Source organism: Absiella sp. AM09-50 (genome assembly GCF_003433845.1).
In the GTDB taxonomy this organism is placed as follows: domain Bacteria; phylum Bacillota_I; class Bacilli_A; order Erysipelotrichales; family Erysipelotrichaceae; genus Hoskinsella; species Hoskinsella hominis.
On the sequence record NZ_QVFI01000023.1, the window covers coordinates 16,596 to 39,703 of the forward strand.

25 protein-coding genes, 1 tRNA gene and 1 other annotated feature are annotated in these 23,108 nt (G+C 35.3%); of the genes, 1 reads left to right on the top strand and 25 read right to left on the bottom strand.

Translation table 11 applies throughout. The features are described 5' to 3' along the window. Position 1 precedes the first annotated feature (1 nt). From pstA to DW114_RS16095, 3 genes are all read right to left on the bottom strand, one after another. Complete coding sequence (gene pstA, locus DW114_RS16085) at positions 2 to 1,243, bottom strand: phosphate ABC transporter permease PstA (RefSeq protein WP_117454799.1); 1,242 nt, start codon at positions 1,241 to 1,243, stop codon at positions 2 to 4. Further along, entirely contained in the window at positions 1,243 to 2,184 is a 942-nt protein-coding gene (gene pstC / locus DW114_RS16090; protein WP_117454753.1) for a phosphate ABC transporter permease subunit PstC, read from the bottom strand. Before pstC ends, pstA begins: the two co-directional genes overlap by 1 nt. A 67-nt stretch (positions 2,185 to 2,251) precedes the next feature. Continuing rightward, positions 2,252 to 3,175, bottom strand: coding sequence for a substrate-binding domain-containing protein (locus tag DW114_RS16095; protein WP_117454754.1), 924 nt, complete (start codon positions 3,173 to 3,175; stop codon positions 2,252 to 2,254). A 207-nt stretch (positions 3,176 to 3,382) separates the two neighbouring features. Between DW114_RS16095 and DW114_RS16100 the strand changes: the two genes are divergently transcribed. Beyond that, positions 3,383 to 3,457: transfer RNA gene (locus DW114_RS16100), tRNA-Glu, on the top strand. Positions 3,458 to 3,916: 459 nt separating this feature from the next. On the opposite strand, the gene DW114_RS16105 is transcribed toward DW114_RS16100, so the two are convergent. The 22 genes from DW114_RS16105 to DW114_RS16215 all read right to left on the bottom strand — a co-directional run bounded on the left by DW114_RS16105 (position 3,917) and on the right by DW114_RS16215 (position 23,073). Next, positions 3,917 to 5,137 carry a sensor histidine kinase gene (locus DW114_RS16105; protein WP_117454755.1) on the bottom strand — a complete coding sequence of 407 codons (1,221 nt, stop codon included), beginning with the start codon at positions 5,135 to 5,137 and terminating at the stop codon, positions 3,917 to 3,919. Beyond that, entirely contained in the window at positions 5,124 to 5,804 is a 681-nt protein-coding gene (locus tag DW114_RS16110; RefSeq protein ID WP_117454756.1) for a response regulator transcription factor, read from the bottom strand. Before DW114_RS16110 ends, DW114_RS16105 begins: the two co-directional genes overlap by 14 nt. Beyond that, positions 5,776 to 6,768, bottom strand: a complete 993-nt coding sequence (locus DW114_RS16115; protein ID WP_117454757.1) for a PhoH family protein — start codon at positions 6,766 to 6,768, stop codon at positions 5,776 to 5,778. Before DW114_RS16115 ends, DW114_RS16110 begins: the two co-directional genes overlap by 29 nt. Before the next feature lie 16 nt (positions 6,769 to 6,784). After that, on the bottom strand, positions 6,785 to 7,711 hold the full coding sequence (locus DW114_RS16120; RefSeq protein ID WP_117454758.1) for a sporulation protein YqfD: 927 nt from the start codon (positions 7,709 to 7,711) through the stop codon (positions 6,785 to 6,787). Next, complete coding sequence (locus tag DW114_RS16125; RefSeq protein ID WP_117454759.1) at positions 7,701 to 7,901, bottom strand: YabP/YqfC family sporulation protein; 201 nt, start codon at positions 7,899 to 7,901, stop codon at positions 7,701 to 7,703. Before DW114_RS16125 ends, DW114_RS16120 begins: the two co-directional genes overlap by 11 nt. A 201-nt stretch (positions 7,902 to 8,102) precedes the next feature. Then, positions 8,103 to 8,624 (bottom strand): hypothetical protein, encoded by a 522-nt coding sequence (locus DW114_RS16130; RefSeq protein ID WP_117454760.1) that lies wholly within the window; start codon positions 8,622 to 8,624, stop codon positions 8,103 to 8,105. Positions 8,625 to 8,736: 112 nt separating this feature from the next. Then, the gene (locus DW114_RS16135) at positions 8,737 to 9,474 is read right to left on the bottom strand and encodes an amino acid ABC transporter ATP-binding protein (RefSeq protein WP_117454761.1); all 738 of its coding nucleotides are present in this window, start codon (positions 9,472 to 9,474) and stop codon (positions 8,737 to 8,739) included. Beyond that, positions 9,467 to 10,987, bottom strand: a complete 1,521-nt coding sequence (locus DW114_RS16140) for an ABC transporter substrate-binding protein/permease (RefSeq protein WP_117454762.1) — start codon at positions 10,985 to 10,987, stop codon at positions 9,467 to 9,469. The genes DW114_RS16135 and DW114_RS16140 overlap by 8 nt, the downstream gene beginning before the upstream one ends. Positions 10,988 to 11,029: 42 nt before the next feature. Continuing rightward, positions 11,030 to 11,243, bottom strand: a binding site (T-box leader). 154 nt (positions 11,244 to 11,397) lie between these two features. Next, positions 11,398 to 11,577, bottom strand: a complete 180-nt coding sequence (gene rpsU, locus DW114_RS16145) for a 30S ribosomal protein S21 (RefSeq protein ID WP_002609166.1) — start codon at positions 11,575 to 11,577, stop codon at positions 11,398 to 11,400. A 128-nt stretch (positions 11,578 to 11,705) separates the two neighbouring features. Beyond that, a complete protein-coding gene (locus tag DW114_RS16150; protein WP_117454763.1) occupies positions 11,706 to 13,172 on the bottom strand; it encodes a UDP-N-acetylmuramoyl-L-alanyl-D-glutamate--2,6-diaminopimelate ligase in 1,467 nt (488 codons plus the stop codon). Positions 13,173 to 13,185: 13 nt separating this feature from the next. Then, positions 13,186 to 14,472 (bottom strand): tRNA (N(6)-L-threonylcarbamoyladenosine(37)-C(2))-methylthiotransferase MtaB, encoded by a 1,287-nt coding sequence (gene mtaB / locus DW114_RS16155; protein ID WP_117454764.1) that lies wholly within the window; start codon positions 14,470 to 14,472, stop codon positions 13,186 to 13,188. 54 nt (positions 14,473 to 14,526) lie between these two features. Then, positions 14,527 to 15,306 carry a hypothetical protein gene (locus DW114_RS16160; protein ID WP_117454765.1) on the bottom strand — a complete coding sequence of 260 codons (780 nt, stop codon included), beginning with the start codon at positions 15,304 to 15,306 and terminating at the stop codon, positions 14,527 to 14,529. After that, a complete protein-coding gene (locus DW114_RS16165) occupies positions 15,303 to 16,049 on the bottom strand; it encodes a 16S rRNA (uracil(1498)-N(3))-methyltransferase (RefSeq protein ID WP_117454766.1) in 747 nt (248 codons plus the stop codon). The genes DW114_RS16160 and DW114_RS16165 overlap by 4 nt, the downstream gene beginning before the upstream one ends. 49 nt (positions 16,050 to 16,098) lie before the next feature. Beyond that, complete coding sequence (locus DW114_RS16170; RefSeq protein WP_117454767.1) at positions 16,099 to 16,836, bottom strand: pseudouridine synthase; 738 nt, start codon at positions 16,834 to 16,836, stop codon at positions 16,099 to 16,101. A gap of 99 nt (positions 16,837 to 16,935) precedes the next feature. Next, positions 16,936 to 17,709 carry a hypothetical protein gene (locus DW114_RS16175; protein ID WP_117454768.1) on the bottom strand — a complete coding sequence of 258 codons (774 nt, stop codon included), beginning with the start codon at positions 17,707 to 17,709 and terminating at the stop codon, positions 16,936 to 16,938. Beyond that, positions 17,693 to 18,334 (bottom strand): ATP-binding cassette domain-containing protein, encoded by a 642-nt coding sequence (locus DW114_RS16180; protein WP_117454769.1) that lies wholly within the window; start codon positions 18,332 to 18,334, stop codon positions 17,693 to 17,695. The genes DW114_RS16175 and DW114_RS16180 overlap by 17 nt, the downstream gene beginning before the upstream one ends. A 12-nt stretch (positions 18,335 to 18,346) precedes the next feature. After that, positions 18,347 to 19,609, bottom strand: coding sequence for a hypothetical protein (locus DW114_RS16185; RefSeq protein WP_117454770.1), 1,263 nt, complete (start codon positions 19,607 to 19,609; stop codon positions 18,347 to 18,349). Between the two features lie 221 nt (positions 19,610 to 19,830). Continuing rightward, positions 19,831 to 20,424 carry a hypothetical protein gene (locus DW114_RS16195; RefSeq protein ID WP_117454772.1) on the bottom strand — a complete coding sequence of 198 codons (594 nt, stop codon included), beginning with the start codon at positions 20,422 to 20,424 and terminating at the stop codon, positions 19,831 to 19,833. Between the two features lie 58 nt (positions 20,425 to 20,482). Then, positions 20,483 to 20,947 (bottom strand): hypothetical protein, encoded by a 465-nt coding sequence (locus DW114_RS16200; RefSeq protein ID WP_117454773.1) that lies wholly within the window; start codon positions 20,945 to 20,947, stop codon positions 20,483 to 20,485. Between the two features lie 74 nt (positions 20,948 to 21,021). Next, a complete protein-coding gene (locus tag DW114_RS16205; protein WP_117454774.1) occupies positions 21,022 to 21,534 on the bottom strand; it encodes a spore maturation protein in 513 nt (170 codons plus the stop codon). Then, on the bottom strand, positions 21,527 to 22,099 hold the full coding sequence (locus tag DW114_RS16210) for a spore maturation protein A (RefSeq protein ID WP_117454775.1): 573 nt from the start codon (positions 22,097 to 22,099) through the stop codon (positions 21,527 to 21,529). Before DW114_RS16210 ends, DW114_RS16205 begins: the two co-directional genes overlap by 8 nt. Next, positions 22,096 to 23,073, bottom strand: coding sequence for a D-alanyl-D-alanine carboxypeptidase family protein (locus DW114_RS16215; protein WP_117454776.1), 978 nt, complete (start codon positions 23,071 to 23,073; stop codon positions 22,096 to 22,098). Before DW114_RS16215 ends, DW114_RS16210 begins: the two co-directional genes overlap by 4 nt. Positions 23,074 to 23,108 lie beyond the last annotated feature (35 nt).

Here is a 23,108-nt window from a genome sequence, read left to right on the forward strand (position 1 = left end):
CCTAATACCAGGCTTTATTTAATTTCCTGCTTAATAACTTCACAATAATATTCAATATAAGTACAAATACTAAGATCACAATTGAAATTGCACTTGCTAATTCAAAATTCGGCATTTCACTACTCATGATATTATAAATATGAACGGCCAGACTAGTTCCCTGTGATGTAAGGGTTGGGGTATCATTCACATAAGTTCCCATGGTATAGATCAACGCTGCACTTTCGCCTATTACACGCCCAATGCTTAATAATACACCTGTCAATATTCCAGGTATCGCACAAGGCAACACAACTTTAAAAATCGTCTGAGATTGGTTTGCGCCAATAGATAAGGAGGCATCACGTAAAGATTGTGGTACAACGATTAATGCTTCTTCCGTAGAGCGGATAATCGTTGGCAATAAGATAATCGACATTGTAAAGGAACCTAACAATATATTGGAAGTCGTTGCGCCAAACAGCTGTGTGATTGGAAACAACACCACAACGCCCATCAAACCAAAGATGATGCTTGGAACACCTGTCAACATTTCAATCGCACTGCGAATCAAAGCAGTTAGACGGTTTTTAGGTGCATATTCATGCAGATAGATGGCGGATGCTACACCAAGTGGTAAAGCAATTAACATGGATATAATGATCAGCCATATGGTGGAAATGATACTTCCTTTGATTCCACCTCCTGGTGTTTTAAAGAACACCTGAGAAATCTGCTGGGCTTTTTGATCAAGAATGGTAGTTAATTGGGAAGCATTTTGTCCAAACAGTTTACCCGCACTCATCTTTGTGCCATGCTCATTCACATACACAAGCTTTTCCACCTGATAACCAGTTTCAGCTTTCATCGTAACGGTTTTATCTTTGATACTATCATCAATCATATATTGAAATGGTGATTGGGGAGCTATATATTCCACCAGAATCACATTGTCTTTGTTTTGATCCTTGGCATCCACAAAGCCAACACCCCACTTTGTGCTAAAGCTGACATCCTTGTTTAAATCATCTGGTCTTTCATAAACAGCAGGCATATTTTTGGTTTCTTCCACACTGCTTAAATAACTTTTAGACCAATAATTCCCTGTCAACAGATGCATTCCCAAAGAACTGAAGCCTTTAGAAAAGATAAACACAAAGATAGCAATCAGGATAAAGATACTTAGACCGCTGGAGAAATATGTAATGCCATTCAGGACACCATCTTTGATTTTTCGTTTCTTTTTCTGCAACTGAGTGTTCATCATTGCACCTTCCCTACTTTCTTTTTGACATAATTCAATAATAAATTGCTTAATAATATGACTGCCATTAATACAAGACCAGTTGAAAAACGAATATCATAATCCAATCCAGTTGTTTCATTTAATCCAGCTAACATCGTGGTTGTCAGGGTACGTGTGGTATCAAACAGATTCAGCGTTGGTCCAAACATTTTATTGCCCGCAACCATTGCTACAGCAGTAGCTTCTCCAAATGCCCGCCCAATACCTAATATCGCACCAGCAAAGATCCCTGATTTTGCACTGGTTAGAATTACTTTAAAATTGGTTTGTGTTTTTGTTGCACCTAATGCCAGACTGCCTTCTTCAATCTCTTTTCCAACAGAGCGTATTGCTGTAATAGATAAAGATGTAATCGTTGGGAAAATCATAATGGCAAGCAACAGGATAACAGCCAGTAAAGAACTACCTCCAGCTGTAATATAATGAAACTTTTGTGCCAGACCTGATACCAATACAGTAATCGTACCAGAAGCAAATACCCCATATACTACCGATGGAATGGAAGCTAATAATTCAATGACCGTTGTCATGATTTCCGCTATTTTTTTAGGTGCGATCTTTGCGATAAACAAAGCTGTCAAAACGGATAAAGGAAATGACAACAATAATGCACCAAATGCAGACACCAGTGTATTGATGATGATAAATCCTACCCCATAAATACCCTGATCCTTTCGCCATAATGTACCTGTTAAAAACCCAACAAGATCTACCTGTCCATATGTGTAATCAGGAAGGAATGGAAGAATACCTTTTATACTAATAAAAATAATAATGATGGCTATTGCACTTGAGGAAATAAGTGCTGCCAGCATAAACATCAAACGCATATGCTGATCTTTCTTCAGCTTTTTTGCGTTTTTCTCTGTACTGATAAAACTTCTAACATACGATTTCATACAATCACCGTTCCTTATCAAATTCATAAAGGACAGCCTGTATTTTCAGACTGTCAATTGCTTGTTTTTATTGAATATCTTCCCAGTTTGTCGTTTTACCTGTGAAAATGTCCTTTAACTGTGCCTGCGTCATATTGGTAATATTCTGGTTATCTTTATTTACCACTGCCACAACTGCATCGATGCAATATTGTCCATTTAGCATTGCTTTTGAAATATCTTCACTGCCATCTTCCTTAAATGCTCGACTGGCAAATCCAATATCCCCAGCATTTGCGCCATCTTTTTCACTACCCAGTGTATACTTTACAGCATCCCCACTACCACTTTGATTCATGGTATACGATACATTTCCAGCAAGTGGAGAGAATGCTTCTAACGCTGCTTTAATGGTTTTTTCTACAGAAGTAGAACCTACTGTACGAATTGTAATTTTCGCATTATCCTTATTCAATACCGGATAATTCTTTGCTATTTCTTCCCATGGTTTTGCTTTTGTGATATCCACTTCACCACCAGCTGCTTTTACCACTTCCATGCCTTCTTGTGAATTAGAAATAAAATCCAAGAAAGCTTTGATCAGCTGCTGCTTATCATCATTTCCAAAGTCCCCTTCTGCTCTTGTGACATATACAAATGGACGTTGTAGTTTATAAGATCCATCTAATACCGTTTCACTTGACGCATTTACACCTTCATACTGTAAGGCTTTGACATTGTTTTTTTCAAAATCAGTAGATAAAGAAGTATAGCCGATTCCATTCACACTCTGCCCTACTTTGGCTGCCATATCATCATTGCTTTTTACTTCCGTAGCATCTTTTGTAAGTTCCTTTTCAAAGCCGATTCCTTTTTCAAATGCCTCTCTTGTTCCACTAGATGAATCACGTGTATATACCACGATTTTTCCACTTACCTTGCCAGTTTCCCCATTGCTTGCACATCCCGCCAGCAAAGCGACTGCTAATAAACTAACAAATAATTTCTTCATGCTTCATTCCTCCTGTATTTCATATTCTTCCTTGAATACACCTATATGATAAGGGATGATTGTAAATAGAATATGAAGGCTATGTAAAGGAAATGTTAAAAATGATATTTTTATTTGACTTATGTTTTGTATGTTCTTTCCTATTTCTGTCATTTTTTTCTTGCAAACAATTGTGTGATAGTGCTATAATAGGTAAGCAGAAAAAATGTCGCGTTCGGCAAGCGGTTAAGCCACAGCCCTCTCAAGGCTGTATCACGGGTTCAAGTCCCGTACGCGATACCATATGAAAAGCAAGCCTTTGGATAAAAGGCTTTTTTTATACTAATTTATAATCATAAAAGATAAAAATTTATGATTAGGAAATCTATCCTCTCAGATAATTATAAGCATTACGGATATAATACATCCCAATATTATAAAGGTTTTTCACAAGATGCATCACAAGCACGAATGGTTCATAGAACTTATGAGTAGGCTTTATAATACAGCAAAAAAAGAAGAGAAATGCTTACAAAATTATGTGGAATATCGTGATAGAAAAAATGACATGACTTTTTATATTGCTGCATTCACGCCCAAAGAGTGCACAGCGTGTATTCCAACTTACTTGTTGCTGTTGAAGTCGTAGTTTTCTAACTTCTTTGATAAATATAAAATCAAGTTATACCACCAAAAGCATCAAATTCTAAATAGTAAAAAACTTATCCTTAACTAATGAGCATTCATCAAGGATAAGTTTTTTTAATTCTTTAATTTTATAGAGAAAGTTGTTCCCTTGCCTGGGGTGCTATGTACCTCTAACTTGCCTCCATGTGCATCAATGATACCTTTAACAATTGGAAGTCCTAAGCCACTTCCCCCACTTTTTCTGCTTCGATCATCATCAACACGGTAAAAGCGTTCAAAAATATGAGAAAGCTGATATTCATTTAAACCAGCGCCTTGATCTTCTACCTCAATAATATAATAAGGCGATTCATTCTTTGTCCTTAAGGTAATGGTTCCTGAATCACTGTATTTAATGGCATTGCTTAACAGGTTGACAATGACCTGCTGCATTTTGCCTGGATCAGCGAATACTTCATCCTGACTATGAAAATCACAAATGATGGACAAGCCTTTTTTTTCAGCTTGTTTTTCTAAGGAATGGATGCATTTTTGAATTATCTCACATATATTGATTTTTCTGCGTTCCAATATTGGATTTGACATGGATAATCGTGAAAGCTGAAGCAGATCTTTAACAAGGACATCTAATCGATTGATTTCTACTTCGATTTGTTTCATGAATTCAATTCGTGTGGGTTCATCGTCAAAATCATCACGGTTTAGGATTTCTACCATCCCCTTGATGACTGCAATTGGTGTTTTTAATTCATGGGATGCATCCGCAATAAAACGCTTCTGGATTTTTTCACCTTCCAGAGTTTTGGAGATATCTTGAAACAGTATCAAACAGCCGCTGTATTTCTTTTTTGCGGTAACAGGAACACTAAGTCCCTGATATTCTACACCATTTACCTTCATAATCTTATCTAAGGGCTTTTCCAGGATGAAAGCGTCTTTAATAAATTCAGATATGGGTCTAACGAAATTATTGTTTAAATAGCTCATATCGTCCTGAAAAGGCATATCTAAGGATATCTCAGATAAGTTGTTATGCATAACGATATTTCCAAACTGATCCATTAACAACATAGGAAATGGGATACTGCCAACGATTGCCAGCAGCTGTTTATTTTTTAAATGAGCATCTTTGGCAGTTGATTTGATTTCTTCCTGCAGCTCTAGATTTTCTTTGATCTGCATGGCTTTCTGCGTGTTTTCCAGATACAGCCATAAAAAACCAAAGCCAATACTCATCAAAATGATCATGACATATACATCAAAATCAAGGAAATATTCTACTAATGCGGATATAAGCAGAAAGTAGAACATCACAATGAATTTATTCTGCTTCATGTTTTTCCTCTAGCAGATAGCCTACACCTCTAGATGATTTGATATGTACGCTAGAGCCGTTTAATTTGTTTCTCAGCTTGAAAACATGTACATCCACAATTCTGGTGTCACCATCATAATCAAAGCCCCAGATGTCATTTAAGATGCTGTCACGGGACAATACGATATTTTTGTTTTGTACAAAATACTCCAGCAGATCAAATTCTTTCTTAGTCAATGTCATTTGTTCATCTTTGATGAAAGCTTCCCTGCGCTTCATATCCATGATCAGATCACCAATACAATGTTTTTCATCCTGTTTCTTCTGCTGGCGTTTTAAATGTGCATTGACACGTGCAAGCAGTTCCCTTGGTGAAAATGGCTTTGTTACATAATCATCTACACCTTGTTCAAAGGCATACAGAATATCTGACTCATCATCTCTTGCTGTCAGCATGATCATGATACTGTCTTTTCCTTCACTGCGTAATTTCTTAACAATATCAATGCCACTGTAATGTGGCAACATCCAGTCAATGATCAATACATCAAAATCTTCCTTCATGACTTGCTCGATGGCTTCTTTTCCATCCCCACATTCGGTGATATCATATCCGCTTTTTATTAAATCATAAGCTATGATCTTACGGATGTTTTCTTCATCTTCGATTAATAAAATCTTCGCCATACCCTTCTTCCTCCTTCTCATAACGTTCAATGATCTTTTGAACAAGTGGATGACGTACAACATCAAGACTTGTAAGTTCCACAAAGGAGATACCCTCAATACCATATAACAGCTGTTTTGCGTTTAACAGTCCACTGTCACGTTTTTTGATCAAATCGATCTGTGTTACATCTCCGGTAATCACAATACGGGAATGAAATCCCATACGGGTCAAAAACATTTTCATCTGCGCTCTGGTGGTATTCTGTGCTTCATCCAGAATAATGAATGCATTATCTAATGTTCTTCCACGCATATACGCTAATGGTGCAATTTCAATCACTTCTTTTTCTAGAAGCTTTTCTACCTGTTCATTGCCTAAGGTATCATATAATGCATCATATAATGGACGTAAGTATGGATCTACTTTTTCTTTTAAATCACCCGGTAAAAAGCCTAGATTTTCCCCGGCTTCTACGGCTGGTCTGGTTAGTATGATTTTTTTGATTTCTCCTTTTTTCAAAAGATTGGCTGCATAGACAACAGCCAGATAGGTTTTCCCCGTACCAGCAACTCCTGTGGCAAATACGATTTCCGCATGACGCATTGCCTGAAGCAGCTGGCGCTGACCAATCGTTTTAGGATAAATCATTTTTCCATTGATGGTTTTTCCTACCGGCTGTTGATACGTATTGCCGATTTCTTTGATTTTGCCAAGCTTTGCCAAACGGCAACAGTAATCCACATCTCGTTCACTAAGATCGATATGTTGATCCATCATGTCAAACAATGCCTGTAGAACTTCTTTGATTTTGTTTATGGTATCCTCTTGTTCACAAAGGATCACAAATTGGTTATCGCGTAAAGTCAATTGGCATGTGAATGCTTCACGAATTACATCTAAATGTTTATCATTTGGTCCACATAACTTTACGATCTGGTTCATATCTTTATCGCTTACTTCTATTGTATATTTTCTGTCCATAAATTCTCCTTCACATTCAAGGCGTGGTAATATCCTGAATCAGTGTGTAATGTACTACCATGTTTATTTTACCCGCTTCTTTGGAGAATTGCAAAATATTTTCCTTATAGAGTGAATCATCTTTCTTCATTTGTTCGCTGATTTTATCTCTTGCCTGAAATAACAGCATATAATACTGAAATGCCTTGGGCATTTTATCATCCTTCATTTGGACATGTACATCTTTCCATGTATAAGCAAATACTCTACCCTTTACAAACAGTTCTTCTTTACTGTTGCTAGATGTATCAATCACATTAGAAACAAGGACATCGCCTTTATGCACGAATTCATTGACCTTATGGAGCTTGTTGCCATGCAAGACATCAAAACGCTGTATCACACCATCACATCGGGCGATAAGTTCTTCATGCTTCAGCTGTTCAATGATGGCGAATTCTTTTGGTGTATACGAGATTTGATAGCGACTGCCTTTTTTCTCAATTTCCAGCCATGCAATTTTATTTTCCAGTTTTTTCTTTAGATCCGTTTTTAACTGTGCTGTATCTTTTTCATAAAAAGGGACCACAATCTGCATATCTTTCAATGTTTTTTGAATCAGCGCCCGGCTTTCATCATCTTCGCCTTTGATATCGATTGCATATACCATATGAGATAATCCATACCATAAAATAACAGCACATATGATTCCTGCCACCCTGGCTGGCTTTTTCAAAGAACGAAACAGATAGCCTAACATTCCTGTGGTACATAGATGTTCACAGTTTTCAAAATGTGCAAAGATGATATGGCGCTCATATACCGGCACATAGACAATGACATAGCCTTTATATTCTTGTGCATCGTACATCGCAATATGAAAACGGGAGGCAATTTGTAAGACATGTAAAAGTGAACCATATAGTTTCCATTGATCCAGTCCGATTGATTTCTTATTTTTCATAAACAAACTCGATGCTTTCCAGCTTTCCTGCCATATAAATTTCAGTTGCCTCTAATGCCAATATTTTTAAGTCTTTACCGGATACATGCAGTTTGTAATCTTTAAAACGTACACTTACAAAGCTAGATGTAACGGAAACAAGTTCCGTATAATGTTCCATCATAATCTTATTATTTTCTATGGAAAGCATACACTCACCTCTATACAAGGTATGTTTTTTTATGTGATGTTATGCCAGTTCTTTCTCACCTTCCTTTACCATTTTATTATAATGTAAAGAAAAGGATGGTTTTGTAATATTTTTGTTAAATTTAAACCCTTATGATGATATGATCTATAGAAAAAAGAGTATGCATCATACACATACTCTAAAGCTTTTCTTTTTGTATTTTTATGCGATTAATTCAAATTGTTCTGCAATAGGCGCTAATACTTCCACAACTGCAATATCAATATTTAATGCACTTTGCTTTGTGTTTATTTTCTTTAACATCTTCAGCAGATGCTTCTCATCAACAAATACAATATTTTTATCCTGTATCAGCTGGTAAATATCATAGATCATAATCAAAGCATTATTTCTGAATTTGTATGTTGTGTGATTCAAAAGTTCAATATCTACAATGATAGGAAAACGAAACAAATCTGTATACGGTTTATGTAAAGGTCCTCCATACCATTTCTGGGCATGACAGCGTATGGTCTTTACCTGATCAAATGGTATGCAGATTTCTTCTTTCTTAGGATAAGCGATAAAAGCATCTGTATGAAGTGGCGCTGAAATCAAAATACGTTCATCATTCATATCAACACTCAATAATGGAAAAGGATAAGCTGCATCGTATATCATATCATTTATCTTAAAACCTGCTGGAATATATGTTCCGGTTTTCATAATCTCAGAAATTTTCATATTATCGCTCCTTGCCTGTTATTCTATCTATATCTGTTAATTTCATGATAACACTTTTTATAATATTGTAAAGTCTAAAAAAAGAACCCTCATCATGAGGATTCCATTTGTTTTATAATACTTTACTTAAGAATTCAATCGTTCTTTGATTCTGTGGATGATTGAAGATCTGATCAGGTGTTCCCTGTTCCTGGATATAACCACCATCCATAAACAACACACGATCACTGATCTGTTTCGCAAATGCCATTTCATGAGTAACGATTACAATCGTCATTCCCTGATCTGCCAAACCTTTGATAACATCCAGTACATCTTTTACCATTTCTGGGTCTAATGCGCTGGTAGGCTCATCAAATAAAATGACATCCGGATGCATGGCAAGGGCACGTACGATTGCCAAACGCTGTTTTTGTCCACCAGATAGTTTTCTTGGATATTCATCCTTTTTATCAAGCAGGCCGACTTTCGCAAGTAATTCACAGCCTAGCTTTTCAGCTTCTTCTTTTGGCATTTTTAATTCTAGAGTCGGGGTAATGGTAATATTTTCTAATACAGTCAAATGTGGGAATACATTGAAGTGCTGGAATACCATACCGATTTTTTGACGGTGTGTATCAATATTCACACTTTTATCTGCGATATTGACACCTTCAAAAATCACTTTACCATCAGTTGGCACTTCTAATAGATTTAAACAACGAAGGAATGTACTTTTTCCTGAACCACTAGGTCCGATGATACTTACAACTTCCCCTTCATGTATTTCTTCATTGATGCCTTTTAATACTTCCAGGTCACCAAAACTTTTTGTTAGATTTTCAACTTTGATCAATGCTTGACTAGTCACTGACACTCAGCCTCCTTTCCATATAATTTACCAGTTTGCTTAAAGTAAATGTAGCCACGAAATAAATTATGGCAGTAATCGTTAATGTTTCAAGTGAGAAATATGTTGCGGTTTTTACAACATTGTTGGCAGTCATCAATTCTCCGATATAGAAAGTAGATGCAAGAGATGTTTCCTTTACCATCATGATAAATTCGTTACCAAGAGATGGAAGAATTGTCTTAAATGCTTGTGGGAAAATGATTTTCACCATCATATGCTGATTGCTCATACCAAGACTCTTCGCAGCTTCCCATTGTCCTTTATCCACAGACATGATACCACCACGAATGATTTCTGCGACATATGCACTGGAATTGATTACAAGTGCGGTAATGACACTGACGATCATCTGATCGTTTCCAAACATCGCAAATATCGTTACAAACAGCCATAACTGTAGTAATAATGGAGTACCACGAATGATTTCTACATATGCACTGGATAGAAACTTCACAAATTTATTCTTAGATAATTTTACAAGTGCAAGGATCGTTCCAAGCAGTGTACCTCCAATGACAGTGATAAGGGCAAGACCTAATGTAGCAGCAAGGCCTGTCAAGAATTTTGGCCAGTAAATGCTGAAGATCTGTGCCACACGTTGTAAATAGTTTCCTTCGATTTTCTGTTTGTCATAATTTAAAGCTGTCTGATACCATTCTTCATAAAGGTGTTTGTCTTTGACATCTTTGATGATATCATTCACACGATACAACAATGCTGTTTCACCTTTTGGAATACCGATACGATTACCTGTATAATCTTTGTTTAATGTGAATAACAGTTCTTCTCCAATATACAAGCCGCTTTTTTGTTTTACAAAGTCCTGGCCAGTTCCATAAGCTGTTGCGACTGCATCAACGGTACCGTTGTTTAATAATTCAATCGCATCATTTAACTGTGTGATATACTGTTTCTTTGCATCAGGCAATTGTTCACTGACATATAAGTCCTGCAGGCTGCCTGCCTGTACTGCGATTTTTTTGCCTTTTAATGTATCCAAAGAAGTGTATACATCTTTTTTATCTTCTTTGATCAGGATACCCTGCCAGCCGGATTCGCCTTCTTCATCAAAGTAAGAATCACTCATTTCCATAGAATCTTCACGGGCAGGTGTTTTTGTAATACCAGTGATTGCAAGGTCAATCTGTTTGGTTGTTACACTGGCAAGTACTGCATCAAAGTCCATTGCTTTGATTGTCAGCTTAACGCCTAAAGAATCAGCGATATATTTTGCAAGTTCAATGTCACAGCCAACATACTGATCCTGTCCTGTTTTGGTTGTATCAATAAATTCCATTGGTGGAAAGTCTGGTGATGTACCGACAATTAATTCGCCACGGTCTAAAATCTGTTGTAAAAGGTCGCCCTCGCCTTTTTGTGTGTTATCGTCTTCTGCATGAATGATTGGCATGTTTACACAAATGATTGCCAGCACACTTAGAATCGTTAACAATTTTTTTATTTGTTTCATATTGATCTTCCTTTCTCCTTATAAAAATAAAACGCCGCCTCGATTAGAGGCGACGTATCGCGGTACCACTCTGTTTCATCTTCTGTATCCCACAAAAGATCTTTAGCCTTGTAACGTAAGACAGACGACCCCTTCTACTGTTTTCAAAGGGACACTCCCAGATGCGCTTCTAAAGATTTCTTACCGCTGACCTTCCACTCTGTATCAGCTCGCTGATGGCGAAATTCTTTATACTCCTTCTGATCCACATTTTTTTATAAGTGTTTTTATCTTACTGTATCTTTTTTTATTTGTCAATATATGTTTTTATAAATTTTACACATATTTATCCATCCACAAAAGATACGCCTCTACACTATCCTATGCATTGTTGACCATCTGGCATAAAAAAAGAAGAAGTTTCCTTCTTCTTATTTACCGCGACGTGCTTTACGTGCAGCTTCTGATTTCAATTTACGGCGTACGCCTGGTTTTACATAAAACTCTCTTTTGCGAGCTTCAGCAAGGGTTCCATTTCTTGACACTTGGCGTTTGAATCTACGTAAAGCATCATCAAGAACTTCGTTTTCTTTTAATACTACTTTCGGCATGATTTACCCTCCCTTCTGATGCAAGCAACACTATTATACTGAAAACATTTGAAAAATGCAACTAATTTTGTACATTTGATGAGATTTTTCAAAGTTTTTTTCTTTAAAAGCGTTACTTCCTATATCCCTTACAGCTTTTCTTCGTCATCTTCAAGTCCCAAACAGTATTTTCTAATACAGTGGCGAGCGACATGGTTATCACCCATCCATGGCTCTCTGCCAAATTCACGATACATAAATACCTCATCCCCTTTTCCAAGAATCAGTACCGTATCGCCAACATTGGCACTTTCAATAGCCTGACGAATTGCTGCATAGCGATCTTCAATAAAAATGTTATTGGTGTGTTCAATACCGCTTTTGATTTCATTGGCGATATCTCTTGGATCTTCATCACGTGGATCATCCTCAGTTAAAATAATACTTTCACAATAACGATCCGCAATCTCTCCAAACACCTTACGTTTCTTGGTATCACGTTTTCCTGCAGAACCAAATACAGAAATAATCGCATGGCCCTCTTCCGTGATACTCTTCGCATATTCAAATACCTTTTCCAAACCATCCGGGGTATGTGCGAAATCTACGATGACATTAAACAACTGTCCTTCATCGATTCGTTCCATTCTTCCATCTACCTGTGTCAAAGAATTGACGTATGGTAAAATTTCTTCTAATGGGATACCACTTTCTGCCATAGCCGCAATCGCTGCCAACAAATTGGAAATGTTATACATTGCCACCAGATTGGTTCTTACTGGGTATTCTTTTCCATCATGATACAGGATAAAACTGGAACCATCCGTTCCAATCTGAATCTCACTGCCACGATAGTCTGCGTCTTTTTCAATACCATATGTCACAACACGTGCACTGCACGCTTCTTTTAAACGTTCAAAGTATGCATCATCCATATTCAATACAGCAACGCCATCCGGTTTTAAATTGGTAAACAATTTCTTTTTCGCTTCAAAATAATTTTCAATCGTTCCATGAAAATCCAAATGATCATATGTCAGATTGGAAAATATCGCAACATCAAAATCAACACTTTGTACACGTCCAAGTTCTAATCCATGAGAGCTGACTTCCAAAGCCACTGCCTTCATCTTCGCATCCAGCATATCTTTTAATGTCTTATGTATCAAAATCGCATCTGGTGTCGTTAAACTAGGTGGCAAAACCACATCTCCATAACTGATGGAAATCGTACCGATATAGCCACATGGTTCAAAATGACTGTATACATCCTTTATGATGCTTGTAATCGTACTTTTTCCGTTTGTGCCAGTTACACCAAATACTTTCAGTTTCCGACTTGGATAGCCATAAAACTTACTGGCAAGGATATTCAGCGTGTTGTTTACATTTTCTACCTTGATGTACGCAACGCCTTTTCGTGTATTTTCAACAGGTTTGGTATGAACAATACATACAGCACCTTTATCAATGACTTCATCAATAAATTCATGCCCATCATGTACCATGCCTTCCATACAAAAATACATATCATTTTTTTTGACTTTTCTTGAATCAATACATAATCCGCCAATTTCTATATCCGGCGCATTATCAAACATCTGTGACAGTTTCATGTAAGATGCCTCCTTAAACTGCATAAAGCTTATCGTTTTCAAATGTCTGAATGACAACTTTCTTCATTTTGTGGAGATCTTCAGGATTTCCTTTGACATAAACCGGCAGATATTCACTGGTATGCCCAAATAAATAGCCATCTTCCATTTTTTCTAACAATACATCTACTTCTTTGCCAATAAAGCGTTCTTTATAGTTATCGTAGAGTTCTTTACTTATTTCAATCAGTTTTCCCGCACGTTCTTTTTTTACTTTGTTTTCAATATGCCCACTCATCTTTGCCGCAACGGTATTGTCACGTTTACTGAATGGAAACACATGCAGAAAAGAGAAATTGATTTCTTTGATATTCTTCATGGTATCCGCAAATTCTTCTTCACTTTCCTGAGGGAAACCGGTAATTACATCCGTGGATATGGAAATATCCGGCATTAAAGAACGAATATATGCCACACGCTGTTTAAACCATTCCACATCATAAGGACGATTCATATTCTTCAATACAGTGTTATTTGCGGTTTGAATCGGTATATGTAAATGACGTGCTATTTTTGGTTCTTCTTTCATATACATTAACAATTCATCACTCAGCTCATTCATTTCAATGGATGAAATACGAATACGTTTTAATCCATCGATTTCATTTACCATACGTTTCATCAAATGTAAAAGATTTGTATGGATATCACGACCATAACGACCCGTATGAATACCACTTAATACAATTTCCAAATGTCCATTTTTTACCAGATCCGTAGCAACACGTAATGCTTCTTCTTCCTTTAAAGAACGCTCAGCACCACGTGCATAGGGAATGATACAATAGCTGCAAAACTGATTACAGCCATCCTGTATCTTCAAGAATGCTCTTGTCTGATGTTCAAATTTATGAATAGGAAGGGCTTCAAAAGCCTTTACCTGGCGCACATCATGCAGCATGATCTGTTTATCTCTATGTATTAGAGCATGTTCAATCATATCTGCCAATTGACTCTTCCCATCACTTCCAACAATAATATCGACATGTTCCATCGCTTCCATTGCATCTTTTGATGTCTGTACATAACAACCAACCACCGCAATGATAGCGTTTGGATTGGCCGCATGTGCCTGATGGATTTTCTGTCTGCTTTTTGCACCTGCCGTATTGGTTACTGCACAGGTATTAATAATATAAATATCGGCTTTATCTTTGAAGGATACTTCTTCATATCCTTTATCTAACAATGCACTTTCATAACCCTGGGATTCATATGTATTTACTTTACATCCCAATGTCGCAATCGCAAATGTAGTCATGCACTCACTCCTTAGTGTTGATTATACTCTAAATCATATCGCTTGAAAAGGTTTCTAGGTATTATTTTTATTCCTTTTTGCCTGCTTTTCCAGTAATTTACTGATTTTTTTCTTCATTTTATCAGGAATCAAAGTACTTTCTATCAGCATTTGGGCAAGATCCTCCTCACGTCCCAGCAAAAACAGCATTGCTGCCATACGCAGTTCTTTTTCATCTATATTCTGCATTTTAGGATCAAGGGACAAGCAGCTGGCATAATGGCCATGTAAAAAACAATAGAAACGATGAACCATTGGCTGATACACCACAAAGCTATCTCCCATCTGGGCATATACCTGTGTACTTGTAAAACCATTTTCATATGGCAATACGCCATAAAGATCATCTTTGATTTCCTTTTCAAAATCACGGATAAATGTATGATACTGTTTTAAATCCAGTAAAACGATTTCCGTATTATATAAATGATTCATACGTGAATCGAAACATGGCATAAAGATTTCTTCCTCTTCATACATGAAATGCTTCATATCCTGCTTACAGGCATCAATATCCACGTTCATCTGTTGTTTACGTTCTTTATATGTCAAATCATACCAATAATCATACATTTTCACATACGTATCAAAAAATACTTCTTCAAAATGCTGTTTATTTTTGATGGATGACACATAAATTTCATAATGTATACAATCAATATCATCACTTTTTGAACAGGTTACTTTATTTTCTGTCAAAAAGTTTTTCATTTCTTTTAACGTTTTTTTATATTCTTTATGATTCTCTAATTTTTGATCATATGTTTTATTCAAAAATTCCACAAGCGTCTTCATGATTGATCCCCCACCATCTCATAAAAGAAAGCAATGTTGTTGATGAGTGAAATAGCAGCAGTTTCTGCACGTAATATCCTTGCGCCTAAAGACACGCGGATAAAACCACTTGCTTCCAATTGTTCCACTTCTTCTATAGAAAAACCGCCTTCACTGCCCACAACCACCAATACAGAAGAAATATTTTTATGCTGTTGCAATACCTGATACAAATGTTCACTTTGATGATCAGCATCTTCATAAGCAATCAGTTTCAAATCTGCTTCTACATCTTTTATTTTTTTTAAATCAACTGTATCCTGAAATTCTACCAATGTACTACGTTTACATTGTTCACAGGCTTCTTGAAGGATCTTTTCATATCGCTGACGCTTTTTATCTGCTTTTTCATCTTTCATCTTCACAACCGTACGGCTGGAGATAAAAGGCAGGATACAATCAACACCTAATTCTGCACTTTTCTGTAATAGAAAATCCCACTTTTCCTTCTTAATCAAGCCTTGTGCCAGTGTGATATGTACTTTATTCTTTGTATGATCTTCAATCATCTCATCAATATGTGCGAACACATGCTTCCCATCGATATGAATATGAGCAAAATACATCTGTGAAGATGTATCCACGATACGTATCACATCATCTTCCCGCATACGTAAAACATGTGTAATATGATGGGATTGTTCTGTGTTTAAAGCTATCTGATCATTCATATGCGCGATCGTATCAATAAAATACTGCTGCATATATCTACACCTCAATTCCTAATACATGAAAAATCAGGGAATGTCCCTGTTATTTATTTTTCATTTCGCCTTTTTCCGCAAGAGAACGCAATTGTTTAACCTCAAAAGGTTTTAAGATACGGTATTCTCCCTGTCTTAAATCACTACAATGTAAAAAAGCAATCTGTTTTCTATGCAGACGACGTACTTCATATCCAAGAGCTTCCATCATTCGTTTGATCTGACGGTTTCTGCCTTCACAAATCGTCAAATCAAAACTGCACTGATTCTTTTCTTTATCTTTTTCCGTAAACTTGAATTTTGCCGGTAAGGTCTTTGTACCATCATCTAAAATGATTCCATTTTTGATTTTTTTCATATCTTCAATCGTTAAAATTCCATTGATTGTCAGATTATAAACCTTGGGAATGTGATAACGGGGATGAATGATTGCATTTGCGAAATCTCCATCGTTGGTTAAAATCAAAACACCACTGGTATCATAATCTAATCGACCTACAGTAAAAATACGTTCTTTACAATGAATCAGGTCCACTACACATGTACGGTCAAATTCATCATTTGATGTACACATGGTTTTCTTAGGCTTATTCATTAAAAAATACACTTTATTTTCTTTTTCAATTGGATTTCCATCAACTTCAATGTAATCTCCTTTTTTTACTTTATATCCCATTTCAGACACGATTTCTCCATTGACGCTGACACGTCCTTGTGCGATCATTTCTTCCGCTTTTCTTCTGGATGCAACTCCTGCCTGTGCTATTACTTTCTGTAAACGTTCCATATCTGACACCTCACTGCTTAATTGTACACGAAATGATGTAAATTGTAAAAGATTTTATAAAAAAAACAATGCAAGCCACTATACTCTCATTGTTTTACATCATGAAGCGATGCCATATGCAGAAAATTGCGAACGTATGTTTGCTCTTGTTTCTTTTAGCTTTTCTAAACGTTCGTAGGACTTTAATTCCGTTAATGCAGCTTCTTTATCTAAACCACCAATTGCTAGTTCTTCATCAATTTGTGCTTTTTTTTCTTCACTCATATAGAAATCTAACATATCGTTTTCAAGAATTTTTTCAACAGAAGGCTCACTTCCATCGGTTTTTAAATAAGCATCACCATCAACATGATATTTCCCATATAATCCTGACACGAAATTATATTTTCCATCCATTTCCTTTCTTAAGAATAAAATGTATTCTTCATTTTCACGCATTGGTAAGCATGCGCCAAATATTTTTAGCATTTCCTGTTTATCACCAGTATAAAGAATACCAAATGGTTCATATACCTGAATAGAACTATCATCAATATTCTGCTTTCCTTTATAAATATCCAATACTTCTACTTGACTACACATTGTATTAATTGCCTGTGAACGCCCTTTTAAAGTTACTTTTGCGATGACATCACTTTTCTCATATAATTGCTTCATGGTATTTACATCTTTATCATATATTCTGTTTTCCACAGAAGTTAAAGGGTCATCTCCTTCACTTCCTGCATTATCATTTAATACCATCATTTCTTTTATATCAGATAGACCAGTGAATGTTTTTGATTCTAAATCTTTACCTGCCATATAGGCATACGTAAATATAGCAATTATAACTGCCAGAAAAAGAAGAAATAATTTATTCACCTGTTTCATATAACTGAACCGTCCCATTGTTAAATTTATATGTTACATCACATAGATTTTCTATATCTATACGATTATGTGAAGTGATCATGATCAATTTTCCTTTTTCTTTTTCTTCGTTCAAAATATTATAAATCATTGCCACACCATCTTCATCTAATCCACTTGTAATTTCATCTAAAATCAATATATCGTTATTTTCCATAATCGCCTGTGCAATTCCTAATCGTTGGCGCATTCCTAATGAGTATTTCCCAACTTTTTTATTTTCTTGTGTAAAGAGTCCTACTTTCTTAATTGCATTCATAATTTCATCGTTTCCAATTTCATTCCGTATTTTTGCTAACATTTCCAAATTTTCTAATCCACTTAATTCATTAAAAAAATCAGGTTTCTCTAATACGATTCCAATTTTAGGCATCTGATGAATATTACGATATGGAGTATCATCTAAAAACAATTCTCCTTCACTCGGTTTTACTAAATTACTGATAATACGTAGTAACATTGTTTTTCCACACCCATTATACCCCACAAAGCCATAAATCTTTCCAGAATCCATTTCTACATTAACATTTTGAAAAATACATTGACCTTTTATTACTTTACTAACATTTTCAACATTTATCTTCATTTTCTTATCCTCCTAGTAATAATCTAGATGATTCACCGCATAACAATTGCCTGCTAACAAAGCAAACATCAAGATACCTAATATGCATATTGTTCCAATATCATGTGTCCTCATCAAAATGATATCTGCTCCACTTCCTGTTGTAATAGCAAAGAATGTAACGATGATCATCATGATCAATCCATAACTAAACAGTTTTGTGTTTTTATACACCTGATATATCAAAAACATGAACAATGCTAAAATTTGTATCCTAAAAAAGCCTTCTAAAAGGAACCATACAAATGATATATTATTTGTATGAAACAGTTCATTTACGCCATATTTCACAATCAATAATACAATCAATATCAAGCAGCCTTTCATAAATGTCTTTACTAGCCATTTGCTTCTGTTTTGCATACGAATCGCATAAAACAATAAATGCGAGCGATAATTTTTTAACATAACTTGTAATGTTGCAGTCACAAGAACAACAATTGACATAGCCCATACAAGTAATGGCAGCATGATTTCTGTCACGCTAATAAAAAACACATCAGGAAATCCTAGCGATTCTATCATATAAAAATTTGCGTAAAACTGATTTTGAAGCATGAATAATGCTATTGCAATCACAATTATGAAAACATCTTTGCTTAAGCCACGAATGTATTCCCATTTCCATTTCAAAACCATAACAAATATATTCAAAAGTAAAATAACTGCCGTAATAAGAAGAAACATTGTAAGATATCCTTCATTATCTACTTCATAAAAATTATAATATTGAGGCATAATAGAAAATAGTCGTGTATATCCTACCCCAAGAACAATGCATAAGCAGTATGATAAACTTGTTTTATTCATTACACCACATTGATGATTGATCTGTGAGAATAAAATAAACAGTAATAGGGTCTGTACATACAAGATCAAAACATATCTTATATAACTTATTGTCATCGTAAAACAACAAACAAATAGAATCAAGTAATAGATACTTATCAAAAACACACTAGCAAGTATACAATCCAATAAATACCTTTTTCTCCACTCGTTTATATCTTTATATCGTATCTGACAAAATATATTCTGATAATATCGATTCACACGATAAAACAAGTAACAAATAATGATTGGAAGAATCATAAACTGCATCCCTTCAAAAAAGAACTCTACAGTTTTTTCTCCGCCTAAACCGATTCGCCATCGATAAACAACTATCAATCCTAAAAGAAAGAAAAAAATAACATCTATTGCTTTCGATTTATATATGTAATCACTTTTATTCAAGAGGATCCCTCCTCACATATATTATAAATAAACCAAATATCAAAACAAGAAAGAAAATTAAAAACATAAGATAAACAACAGGAGTAACTTCCCCATGATAGTTATTTGGTGATATCAATGCCTGAAAAAACCATTTCCCATAAGGATCATAAAAAAAAGAAGCAACAATTGCACTGATAATAGACAAAACAAATCCACTTACATACGTAAACACCTTTTGTCTACATACTAAACTGATTGAAAATGCCAACATTGCACATAATCCACCAAATGTGGATATAATCAAAAAAAAACAGTAACATATATACATATGGATGATTTAAGTATAATTTAAAAAAAGTAACCCATTGATTTAAATCTATGTAATTATTTTCACTAGTAAAATAGCTGAGCATCGTCAATTCATGCGTATGAAAATCAAGCATTACCGCTTCTGCAAGAAAGCTAATAAGCAATGGTATGAACAATAAAAGAAAACCTGAGATAAAACTTACCATATATTTTGAAACGAAATATTTACGTTTATCCACTCTTGTGAATAAAACATCTATCATATTTTTTTCATTCAGCCATGTATCCGCAAATGGAAACACGACAATCAACGGTATCAAATAAAACAAGCCATTTTTAAATGCAGTTTTTACATAATCAGCTCCAATAATAAAATGATGTTGATAAGAGTATCCTTTAGAAAATACATCAGTAATATCATTTAATGAAATATAAGTTAATAGAATCGTTAATCCTATCAACATCATCATAAATATTTTTTTATGTATAATCAAATATATATCTTTCCTTAAATTTTGTATCATAATAACCTCCAAATGAATTTAGAAAATAAGCAATCAAAAGATTGCTTATTTTCTAATATTAATATACATTAACAGTTCCATTGCAAGTGTAACTTGCAAAATTACCATCATAATCTCTCCAAACAACTTTTACAGATTGACCCTTTTTTCCGCGAGCTGGTTGAGTAACAGTACCTCCACCTTCTACTGCGATAATGGTATCTCCTAATAAAGTAGTAGATGGATTGTCATACATATAAAGAATCATTGTATTTGTCTTACCATCACTTGCAAAATTTGCATTCCATGATTTTGTATCAGAACTTTTTGTCACTACTTTATTGCCTGTACCACTTAAAGACTCTACCTTAGTAATACGGAAAGAAGTTGCATCTACATTTGTCATAGCGCATAAGATACCTGCTACAGCCAGCAAATAAATCATATTTCTTTTTTCATAAACTGCTCCCTTCTTGATTTGATATACAAATACTTTTCTAAGATAATTATACTTAAAAAGAGATACTATTGCAAGCGTTTTCATAGCTTTTTTCACTGTTTTTAATGATAGAGTGTTTCATTTCTTACGAATTATAGAAGTATAAAGTATATTCATATTCATGCAAAAAACAGCATTGTTAAAAGAATTGCCATAGAGATACCCGCAACATCCGCAATCAACCCAATCGATAATGCATTTTTTATTTTTTTAATACCTACGCTGGAGAAATAAAGGGTAATTACATAAAACGTTGTATCGGTAGAACCTTGAATAATACTGGCCATATTCCCTGCTAAGGAATCTACACCACATGTTTGAAAGATGTCCGCAAGAACTGCTAAGGAGGCATTACCTGATATTGGACGAAAGAATACCATCGGCCATATTTGAGAAGGTATGCCTTTGATCATAGATGACATAAAGTTACAAATCATGTCCATCAGGCCACTTTTTCTAAGTAAAGTAATCGCAAACATCATCGCAAGCAAGGCAGGATAGATATCCATAAACAAAGATAATCCATCTTTGACTCCTTGAGTAAATACAGGATATGCTTTGACATGGCGAAAAAATGCAATCACAAAGATGACTAATACAATACAGGGCATGATATAATCTGTTTTATTCATGATAATTCCACCAGCGATCGACCATGATTCCTATAAAGCTTGCGAATAATGTGGACACGATGGCATATGGTAAAAATCCCATAACATCTATGGAATGAAAACTGGAGCGCATAGCGACAAGGGTTGTAGAGAATAAAGTTACTCCTGCTGTATTTAATACTAGAAAGGTCACCATAGAGCGGGTTGCTGTATCTTTTTGTTCATTATGTTTTTGCATACCTTCCATTGCTTTTAATCCAACAGGGGTGGCCGCTGAACCAAGTCCTACCATATTAACAACGACATTGGTTGCGACATAGCCAAGTGTTTCTTCATCATGTTTCAAATCTGGAAACAGCCATTTTAAAAGTGGATGCATCAAACGTTCCACAAAATGAATAATGCCTGCTTCCCTTGCGACATATAATACACCGTTCCAAAATACTGTGACACATAACAATGGAATCACAAAATCAAAGGTATCTTTGCCAACGTTCACAAATACATCATTGATGATATTCACATCTCCATTTGCTAATGCATACGCAATACTTCCAAGAATCATGACAACCCATAAAAAATTCATGACTGATCTCCTTTCACCTTTTGTAAAGGATAGCTATAAACATTACTGACATTATTTTTAATGACTTCCACCACAAAATTATTTTTCTCTACATGACTTTTTACCTGCAAGGTATCTTTACCATCTTTTTGAAGGCTTACAGCGATATCCGTATCCACTTGAATCTGTTTTTTCCCAATACAATAGGTTCCTTTATTCAGCAGCACTTCAGTTTTATATTTTTCAAAGACCTCCTGGTGTTTACTTTCATGAAATGCAAAGTCATCACTGCTTCTAAGTGTCACAACCACACTGTTTACACCATCATGACTGGCGGTTGTGACAAGTGTTCTTCCGGCCTTTTTTGTAAAGCCAGTTTTGCCTCCTGTGGTAAATGGAAATTCAAATAATAAACGGTTTTTATTTTTCCAGCGGTAGTTCCATGTACTTGTATAATATTTAGCGCCTGTAATTTTCTGAAAATCATCATTTTTCATCGCATAGCTCATTAATATTGCCATATCATAAGCCGTTGAAATATTTCCTCCATCTTCTTCATCTAATCCGCTTGGATTATGAAATGTGGTATTCAGCATGCCAATTTGTCTGGCTTTTTTATTCATTTCTTTCACGAAATCATCCACATTTCCTTTGACATGTGTCGCAATCGCAACTGCCGCATCATTTCCACTGCGTAACATCAATCCATATAATAAATCCTGCAGGTTGACTTGTTGGCCTGCTTTTAAGTAGATACTGCTGCCATTTGCCAGTTTGATTTCATCCCCTACATTCCATGTTTCTTTTAAATCGCCTTCTTCTATTGCGACGATTGCTGTCATGATTTTTGAGATACTTGCAACACTTTGTGGTTCATTCATATCTTTTTCTTCAATCACTGTATTATCATCTTCGCTTAATACACAATAACTGTCCGCATGTACAACACTGCACTGGATCAGTAAACATAATAAGATACAACCCCATTTTTTCATATCATCACCATTCACAAGTATATGTCGAAGAACAG

What these genes read in the sequence shown, in the direction of transcription:
- pstA (WP_117454799.1), bottom strand. Translation starts at nt 1,243, where the DNA reads ATGAACACTCAGTTGCAGAAAAAGAAACGAAAAATCAAAGATGGTGTC.
- pstC (WP_117454753.1), bottom strand. Translation starts at nt 2,184, where the DNA reads ATGAAATCGTATGTTAGAAGTTTTATCAGTACAGAGAAAAACGCAAAA.
- DW114_RS16095 (WP_117454754.1), bottom strand. Translation starts at nt 3,175, where the DNA reads ATGAAGAAATTATTTGTTAGTTTATTAGCAGTCGCTTTGCTGGCGGGA.
- DW114_RS16105 (WP_117454755.1), bottom strand. Translation starts at nt 5,137, where the DNA reads ATGAAGCAGAATAAATTCATTGTGATGTTCTACTTTCTGCTTATATCC.
- DW114_RS16110 (WP_117454756.1), bottom strand. Translation starts at nt 5,804, where the DNA reads ATGGCGAAGATTTTATTAATCGAAGATGAAGAAAACATCCGTAAGATC.
- DW114_RS16115 (WP_117454757.1), bottom strand. Translation starts at nt 6,768, where the DNA reads ATGGACAGAAAATATACAATAGAAGTAAGCGATAAAGATATGAACCAG.
- DW114_RS16120 (WP_117454758.1), bottom strand. Translation starts at nt 7,711, where the DNA reads ATGAAAAATAAGAAATCAATCGGACTGGATCAATGGAAACTATATGGT.
- DW114_RS16125 (WP_117454759.1), bottom strand. Translation starts at nt 7,901, where the DNA reads ATGCTTTCCATAGAAAATAATAAGATTATGATGGAACATTATACGGAA.
- DW114_RS16130 (WP_117454760.1), bottom strand. Translation starts at nt 8,624, where the DNA reads ATGAAAATTTCTGAGATTATGAAAACCGGAACATATATTCCAGCAGGT.
- DW114_RS16140 (WP_117454762.1), bottom strand. Translation starts at nt 10,987, where the DNA reads ATGAAACAAATAAAAAAATTGTTAACGATTCTAAGTGTGCTGGCAATC.
- rpsU (WP_002609166.1), bottom strand. Translation starts at nt 11,577, where the DNA reads ATGCCGAAAGTAGTATTAAAAGAAAACGAAGTTCTTGATGATGCTTTA.
- DW114_RS16150 (WP_117454763.1), bottom strand. Translation starts at nt 13,172, where the DNA reads ATGAAACTGTCACAGATGTTTGATAATGCGCCGGATATAGAAATTGGC.
- mtaB (WP_117454764.1), bottom strand. Translation starts at nt 14,472, where the DNA reads ATGACTACATTTGCGATTGCGACATTGGGATGTAAAGTAAATACATAT.
- DW114_RS16160 (WP_117454765.1), bottom strand. Translation starts at nt 15,306, where the DNA reads ATGAAGACGCTTGTGGAATTTTTGAATAAAACATATGATCAAAAATTA.
- DW114_RS16165 (WP_117454766.1), bottom strand. Translation starts at nt 16,049, where the DNA reads ATGCAGCAGTATTTTATTGATACGATCGCGCATATGAATGATCAGATA.
- DW114_RS16170 (WP_117454767.1), bottom strand. Translation starts at nt 16,836, where the DNA reads ATGGAACGTTTACAGAAAGTAATAGCACAGGCAGGAGTTGCATCCAGA.
- DW114_RS16175 (WP_117454768.1), bottom strand. Translation starts at nt 17,709, where the DNA reads ATGAAACAGGTGAATAAATTATTTCTTCTTTTTCTGGCAGTTATAATT.
- DW114_RS16180 (WP_117454769.1), bottom strand. Translation starts at nt 18,334, where the DNA reads ATGAAGATAAATGTTGAAAATGTTAGTAAAGTAATAAAAGGTCAATGT.
- DW114_RS16195 (WP_117454772.1), bottom strand. Translation starts at nt 20,424, where the DNA reads ATGATACAAAATTTAAGGAAAGATATATATTTGATTATACATAAAAAA.
- DW114_RS16200 (WP_117454773.1), bottom strand. Translation starts at nt 20,947, where the DNA reads ATGAAAACGCTTGCAATAGTATCTCTTTTTAAGTATAATTATCTTAGA.
- DW114_RS16205 (WP_117454774.1), bottom strand. Translation starts at nt 21,534, where the DNA reads ATGAATAAAACAGATTATATCATGCCCTGTATTGTATTAGTCATCTTT.
- DW114_RS16210 (WP_117454775.1), bottom strand. Translation starts at nt 22,099, where the DNA reads ATGAATTTTTTATGGGTTGTCATGATTCTTGGAAGTATTGCGTATGCA.
- DW114_RS16215 (WP_117454776.1), bottom strand. Translation starts at nt 23,073, where the DNA reads ATGAAAAAATGGGGTTGTATCTTATTATGTTTACTGATCCAGTGCAGT.